The sequence below is a fragment of the Streptomyces sp. NPDC007162 genome, from assembly GCF_040634175.1.
GTDB lineage: Bacteria > Actinomycetota > Actinomycetes > Streptomycetales > Streptomycetaceae > Streptomyces.
The window spans coordinates 1-6,788 of record NZ_JBEYFC010000484.1; the positions used below are offsets into that span (position 1 = coordinate 1).

General features: G+C 73.2%; 6 protein-coding genes. 4 read left to right on the forward strand and 2 right to left on the reverse strand.

All coding sequences use genetic code 11. The features are described 5' to 3' along the window. Window positions 1–243 precede the first annotated feature (243 nt). The 3 genes from ABZ646_RS36785 to ABZ646_RS36795 are packed head-to-tail and all read left to right on the forward strand — an operon-like array spanning window position 244 to window position 3,362. Window positions 244–1,647, forward strand: coding sequence for a glutamine synthetase family protein (locus ABZ646_RS36785; protein ID WP_360529065.1), 1,404 nt, complete (start codon window positions 244–246; stop codon window positions 1,645–1,647). Beyond that, a complete protein-coding gene (locus ABZ646_RS36790; RefSeq protein WP_360529068.1) occupies window positions 1,647–2,792 on the forward strand; it encodes an amidohydrolase family protein in 1,146 nt (381 codons plus the stop codon). The genes ABZ646_RS36785 and ABZ646_RS36790 overlap by 1 nt, the downstream gene beginning before the upstream one ends. A 42-nt stretch (window positions 2,793–2,834) precedes the next feature. Further along, window positions 2,835–3,362 carry an NUDIX hydrolase family protein gene (locus ABZ646_RS36795; protein WP_360529080.1) on the forward strand — a complete coding sequence of 176 codons (528 nt, stop codon included), beginning with the start codon at window positions 2,835–2,837 and terminating at the stop codon, window positions 3,360–3,362. A 186-nt stretch (window positions 3,363–3,548) separates the two neighbouring features. On the opposite strand, the gene ABZ646_RS36800 is transcribed toward ABZ646_RS36795, so the two are convergent. Further along, the gene (locus ABZ646_RS36800) at window positions 3,549–4,544 is read right to left on the reverse strand and encodes an AsnC family transcriptional regulator (protein WP_360529071.1); all 996 of its coding nucleotides are present in this window, start codon (window positions 4,542–4,544) and stop codon (window positions 3,549–3,551) included. A 193-nt stretch (window positions 4,545–4,737) separates the two neighbouring features. Between ABZ646_RS36800 and ABZ646_RS36805 the strand changes: the two genes are divergently transcribed. Continuing rightward, window positions 4,738–6,339, forward strand: a complete 1,602-nt coding sequence (locus tag ABZ646_RS36805) for an MFS transporter (protein ID WP_360529074.1) — start codon at window positions 4,738–4,740, stop codon at window positions 6,337–6,339. An 82-nt stretch (window positions 6,340–6,421) separates the two neighbouring features. On the opposite strand, the gene ABZ646_RS36810 is transcribed toward ABZ646_RS36805, so the two are convergent. Next, the coding region (locus ABZ646_RS36810; protein WP_360529077.1) for an enolase C-terminal domain-like protein at window positions 6,422–6,788 on the reverse strand (367 nt) is incomplete at its 5' end.

The window sequence follows — 6,788 nt, forward strand, 5'->3', positions numbered from 1 at the left end:
ACGAAAACCCAGATATACTTCTTTGTCAGTGGAGTTAAGACTTTAGCAATTCCGATCGGCCCCCACACACCCCCCCCCCCCCTCCACCGGCGCCCACGTGCACACGTCGGACCGGTTCGACGTGTGCACCCGATCGCGCCCCCTCGACTCCCCGGCGCCGATCCGTGGTTGCGCGGTTCGGCGCGGTAGGCATGAAACCCTGACCGGTACGCGTGCATCCGAGCCCGCCGAGGAGGACGTCGTATGCCACCCCTGGTCGACCCCGTGCCCGGCGGGCACCCCGGCGATCTCGCCCGTGCGCACGCCCTGGCCCACGAACTGTCCGCGCAGGGTGTGCGCGGGGTCGTGCTGGCCTACGTGGACACCGCCGGGATCTGCCGGGTGAAGACGGTCCCCTGGCAGGGGCTGCACTCGGCGGTGGCCCGGGGCGTCGGCATGTCCCCGGTGTTCGACACCTTCCTGGCGAACGACGCGATCGTACGCACCGACGTCCTCGGCTCCCCCGACGGCGATCTGCGCCTCTACCCGGACCTGGACCGGCTCGTGGTGCTGGCCGGGCAGCCCGGCTGGGCGTGGGCGCCCGTCGACCGGCTGACCCAGGAGGGCGACCGGCACCCGGGGTGCAGCCGCACCTTCCTGCGCCGGGTCGTCGCCGACGCCGAGGACCGGCACGGCGTCACCTTCCGGGCGGGCTTCGAGATCGAGTGGTCGCTCGGCCGGGCCGCCGCGCCGGCCGACGAGTTCGCGCCCGCGACCTCGGGTCCGGCGTACGGCGCGACCCGGCAGATCGAGCTCAGCGACTACACCGCCGACCTGCTCGCCGCCCTGGAGGCGCAGGCGGTGCCGGTCGCCCAGCTGCACCCGGAGTACGCGCCGGGTCAGTTCGAGCTGTCCACCGGCGCCCTGGACCCGGTGGCGGCGGCCGACCAGAGCGTCCTGGTACGGCAGACCGTCCGCGCCGTCTCGCAGAGACACGGGCTGCGGGCCTCCTTCGCGCCGGCCGTCGTGGAGCGGGGTGTCGGCAACGGCGGCCATCTCCATCTCTCCCTGTGGCGCCGCGGCGTCAACCTGCACGCCGGGGGCGACGCCCGGTACGGCATGACGGCCGCGGCGGAGTCCTTCGTGGCCGGGCTGCTGACGCATCTGCCGGCGCTGACGGCGGTCACCGCGCCGAGCCCGGCCAGCTATCTTCGGCTCAAGCCCTCCCAGTGGGCGGGGGTGTTCACGGCCTGGGGCCGGGAGACCCGCGAGACCGCGGTCCGGATCGTCACCGGCACCACCGGCCACCAGGGTGAGGACGCCAACCTGGAGGTCAAGCCGGTCGACCTGGCCGCCAACCCGTATCTCGCGCTCGGCTGCGTGATCGCCGCGGGACTCGACGGGCTCACCACGGCGGCGCCGCTGCCCGCCGAGGTGACCGGCGACCCGGCGTCGCTGATCCCGGACGAGGCGGTGGCCCGGGGGGTGCGGCGGCTGCCGACCTCGCTGCCGCAGGCCGTCGAGGAGTTCCGCAAGGACGAGGTGCTGCGGGCCGCGCTCGGGCCGGTCCTCGCGGACGCGGTGATCGCCGTACGCGAGGGCGAGACGGGATCCGTCGCCGGGCTCGACGACGCCGGGGTGGCGGCGGCCTACCGCTGGAAGTACTGATGACCGGGCCGGTCAGGGAAGCCCTCGACGCGCTGCCCCTCGTCGACCACCACTGCCACGGCGCGGTCGCCGCCGACCTCACCGCACCGGAGTTCGCGGCACTGCTGACCGAGGGCGAGGCCTGGCCGGGCGTGTCACCGTTCGACAGCCCGGTGGGCATCGCCGTACGACGGCACTGCGCGCCGCTGCTCGACCTGGACCGGCACGCCCCGGCCGCCGAATACCTGGCGCGCCGGACGGAACTGGGCTGGCAGGAGGTCAACCGCCGGTTCCTGAGGGCCGCGCACGCCGAGGCGTTCTGCGTGGACACCGGATACGCCCCGCACCCGGTCACCTCCCCCGCCGAACTCGCCGAGGCGGCCGGCGGCACAGCCTACGAGGTGGTACGGCTGGAGGGCATCGCCGAGGCGGTGGCCGCGCAGGGCGTCGAGGCGGGCGAGTACGCGGGCGCGTTCCGGGCGGCGGCCGAGGCGGCGGTGCGGCGGCCCGGGGTGGTCGCGGTGAAGTCGGTGGCCGCCTACCGCACCGGGTTCGACCTGAATCCGGTCCGGCCCACGTACGCCGAGGTGACCCGGGCCGCCGCGCTGTGGCTGGCGAACGGCGGCGGCCGGCTCACCGACCCGGTGCTGATGCGCCATCTGCTGTGGACCGCCGTCGCCCTCGGACTGCCGCTCCAACTCCACGCCGGTTTCGGGGACTCGGACCTCAGCCTGCACCAGGCGGACCCGGCGCTGCTCACCGACTGGCTGCGGCTGACCACCGGCACCGTCCCGGTACTGCTGCTGCACTGCTGGCCGTACCAGCGCCAGGCCGCCTACCTGGCCACGGTGTTCGAACATGTGCACCTCGACGTGGGGCTGGCGCTGCACCACGTGGGCGCCGCGCGGGCCGGGGCGGTGCTCGCGGAAGCGATGGAGATCACCCCGTTCCGCAAACTGCTGTACAGCTCGGACGCCTATGGTGTGGCCGAGTTCCACCACCTCGGGGCGCTGTCCTTCCGGCAGGGACTGGCCGGACTGCTCCAGGACCGGGTGGACGCCGACGAACTGAGCCCGGCCGACGCGGTGCGGATCGCCGCCTGGACGGGACGCGAGAACGCCCGCCGCATCTACGGACTTCCCGCATCCGACACCGGCCGCGACTGAACGCGCGCCCCGCCCGGAAAGTATGATCAAGCAATGTCTGACATGACCGATACCACGCCCGGTTGGCTGTCCTCCGACGAGCTGGAGATGGCTCGCGCCCGCATGCCGATCCTGTACGTGGAGGCCGTGCCCGTGCGCGTCGACGACAGCGGCGAAGTCACCAGCATCGGACTGCTGCTCCGCATCGGCCCGGACGGCACGGTCAGCCGGACCCTCGTCTCCGGCCGTGTGCTCCATCACGAGCGGGTCCGCGACGCCCTGCTGCGCCATCTGGAGAAGGACCTCGGTCCGGTCGCGCTGCCCCGGGTACCGGCCTCGCTGCAGCCGTTCACGGTGGCCGAGTACTTCCCGACGCACGGCGTCACCCCGTACCACGACCCGCGTCAGCACGCGGTGTCGCTGGCCTACATCGTGCCGGTCACGGGTGACTGCCGGCCCCGGCAGGACGCACTGGACCTGGTGTGGTTCAGCCCGCAGGAGGCCGTGCTGGAGGCGGTGCAGAGCGAGATGCCCGGTGGTCACGGGGTGCTGCTGAAGCAGGCCCTGGCGCATGTCGGGTTCGTGGGCTAGGAGACGGGCCGCCGAAGCCGTTGGGGATGCCCTGTTCGGTCCGGATGCACTTGGCGTCGCCGAGGCAGCGGGCGCCCCAGCGCCTGGACAGCGAGCGCCGCGGTCCGGAGGCCGCCGGGGCGAGCGTGTGGCCGCGCTGCCCGGGCAGGTCGCTGACGCGCCCGGCCGGGGCGCGGCGTTGCCCGGCTAGAGCGTCGGTGGCGGTACCAGCCGGCCTCGGGAGATGAGCGAGGCCGCCTGTTTGAGGCGGCGGACCCGGATGCTGACGCTGTAGGCGTCGATGCCCTCGATCGCCGCGATACTCGTGGTCAGGTAGCGGTAGAAGTCCTCCGCGTCCCTGGCGATGACGATGACCATCAGGTTGTGCTCGCCGCTGACGGCTCCCACGAAGGCGACCTCCTCGTGGCGGGCGACCGCCTCACCGACCCGCTCCAGCCCGGCGGGGGCGACCCGCAGCCAGACGATGGCGTTGAGCTGGAAGCCGAGCGGTTCGGGGAGCAGTTCGACGTCGTAGGTGAGGGTGCCGGAACTCTCCAGCGCCTCCAGCCGCCGGGCCACCCGGGACAGCGACCAGCCGGTGAGTTCGGCGAGCCGGGTGTGGGTGGTACGGCCGTCCTCGGCGAGGGCGTCGAGGAGCGGGGCGTCCTCCTGCGCGGGGGGCGCCGGCGGCCCGGGAGCGGGCGCCTGCCGCTGCGCGGTGAGCTGCCGTACCTGTTCGTCGGTGAGATTGTCCCCGTAGCCGGTCCACTCGCTGCTGCCGGGCGTCCCGTAGGCGTGGATGAGCAGGTCGACGGCGATGTCCAGGACCGCGGCGGCCCGCGGCAGCCGGCGCAGCAGGATGTCGTCGCGCTGCATGTCGAACGGCGCCCGGATGATGCAGAAGATCTCCGAACCGCCCGAGGCCAGATGCGCGTAGGCGATGTCGGGGCGCCGGGCGAGGCCGTCGGCGAGCGGGCCGACCAGGTCGGGGCGGCAGCGGATGCGGGTGACCCACTCCGCGGTGCCGTACACCCGCGGGTTGACCAGGCCCAGGACCCGCAGGGCGCCGGAACGCCGCAGCGCCTGGTACCGGCGGGCCGCGGTCTGCTCCGAGACTCCGGCCACCTCGCCGATCCGGCGGAAGGGCAGCCGGGGTGCGCACTGGAGGGCGCGGAGGATCTTTCTGTCCACGAGGTCGAACATGGCGGAAGTGTCCCATGCCGAAGGGTGAATATGGAGGTTTTCCTAGGCTGATGGCGGTGCGGTTGGCGGTTGTGCGGGCTCGCGCCGGATGCTGTGGCGGCGGGTCTCCCCTCGGCGGCCCGGACGTCAGTGGGCCGCCGCGCATGCCGGCGGCCTTCGAGCGCGGTGCCGTGCGCCGCGAAGGAGTGTCCCCGTGAATCTCACGACACCGGCGAGCGGGCCGGTCGAGCGTCGGACGGCCACGATCGTGATGGCCTGCCTGGGCGTCTTCGTCGCCTATCTGCCGGTCACCACCGTCGCCGTGAGCCTGCCCGCCCTGCAAGCGGCACTGCACGCCTCTACCGCCCAACTGTCCTGGGTGCAGGACGCGTTCGTGCTGCCGATGGCCGCGTTCATCCTCACCGCCGGTGTCTTCGGGGACGTGCACGGGCGTAAAAAGGTGTTCCAGGCCGGGCTGCTCTTCTCGGCGGCGGGTGCGGTCACCGCGTTGTGCGCCCACTCCATCGGGGTCGTCTGGGCCGGACAGGCCCTGGCCGGGGTCGGCGCGGCGGCGCTGCTGCCGACCACGCTGGCGCTGATCAGCCATGCGGTGCCGGACCACCGGGAGCGTGGGAAGTTCATCGGCATATGGGCCACCTGCCTGATGACGGCGCTGGCGGTCGGCCCGGTCATCGCCGGTGTCGTCGTCGCGCACTTCTCCTGGCGCTGGATCTACCTGCCGTCCGTACCGGTCGCGCTGCTCTCGGTCGCGGTCGCGGCCCGGCAGTTGACCGACTCACGCGCTCCGCACGGGCGCCGGCTGGACTGGCCCGGCCAGATCACCGCGACTCTCGCGGTCACCGCACTGGTGTACGGCGTGATCGAGGGCGGCGCCGGCTCGTTCACCGACGTCAAGGTGATGGTGGCGCTGTTCACCGCCGTGGTCGCCGCTGTCGCCTTCGTGCTGGCGGAGCGGCGCAGCGACAGCCCGATGCTGGACCTGGGCCTGTTCCGCAGTCCGGCCTTCACGGCCACCACGCTCGTCGCGCTGACCAGCTTCCTCGCGCTGATCGGGTTCTTCTTCGTGCTCAGCCTCTACTTCGGCATGGTGCAGCGGCTGGACACCCTGCAGGCCTGCTGGCGGCTGCTGATGGTCACCGGGGCCGCCCTGGTCGTCGGCGGACCGGCCGGGCGGCTGATGCACCGGCTCTCCGCACGCTGGATGATCACCTGCGGTCTGCTGATGGTCGCCGCCGCCCAGTTCGCGCTGACCGGCCTCGCCGCCGACACCTCGTTCGGCTCGGCGGCCTGGCGGCTCGTCCTGCTGGGCCTCGGCATGGGGCTGGTGATGACGCCCATGACGGCGACCGCGGTGGCCTCCGTGCCCCACCACCTCGCCGGTATGGCCGCAGCGGGCAACAACGCCTTCCGGCAGGTCGGCGGGGCTCTCGGCCCGGCCGTCCTGGGCGCCCTGCTCACCACCCGGGCCATCGACGCGCTCCCCGGTCACCTGACCGACGCGGGAGTCACCGGCGCGGCCCAGGACCGGATCGTCTCCGTCGCGCAGGCGGACGGTCTCGGCGCGGTCGCCGGGCTGGACCTGGGCGCGCGGACCGGACAGGCGATGGGTGCGCTCGGCGACGCCTTCCTGGACGGGATGCGGCTGTGCCTGATCACGGCGGGCAGCCTCACCGTGCTGGCCGCCGTGGTCGCGGCGGTACTGCTGCGCACGCCCCGGCAGCCGCGCATGCTCCGGGCGGCCGGGGCGGAGCCCACCGCGAAGGAGAAGAAGGCCCCGGTCGCACAGGACGCGTGAGGCACAGGGGCCGGCCCCACGGCACGACGGCCGCCGGTTCACGCGGTTCACGCGGGTGGCGGACGGTCCGGCCGCCACCCGCTCACCGCACCAGGCAGGGCCGCTTGGCGTCGAAGGTCCAGCCCTCCACCAGGTACCGCATCCCGGCCGCGTCGTCCCGGCCCGCGCCGAGGTCGCGCTCCTGGTGGAGGGCGTGGGCCGCGAGCAGACGGTCCATGTCGAGGCGGACACCGAGCCCGGGAGCGTCGGTGACCGCGACCTCGCCCCCGACGATCCTCGGCGGCTCGACGGTGAGCCGCTCCTGGCCCTCCTGCCAGATCCAGTGCGTGTCCAGGGCGTTGTACTCGCCGGGGGCCGCGGCCCCGCAGTGGGCCACCCGGTCGGCCAACCGTCGAGGAAGTAGGACCATGTTGTACGAGTTGGCGACCAACTCCAGAGTACTTATCTCC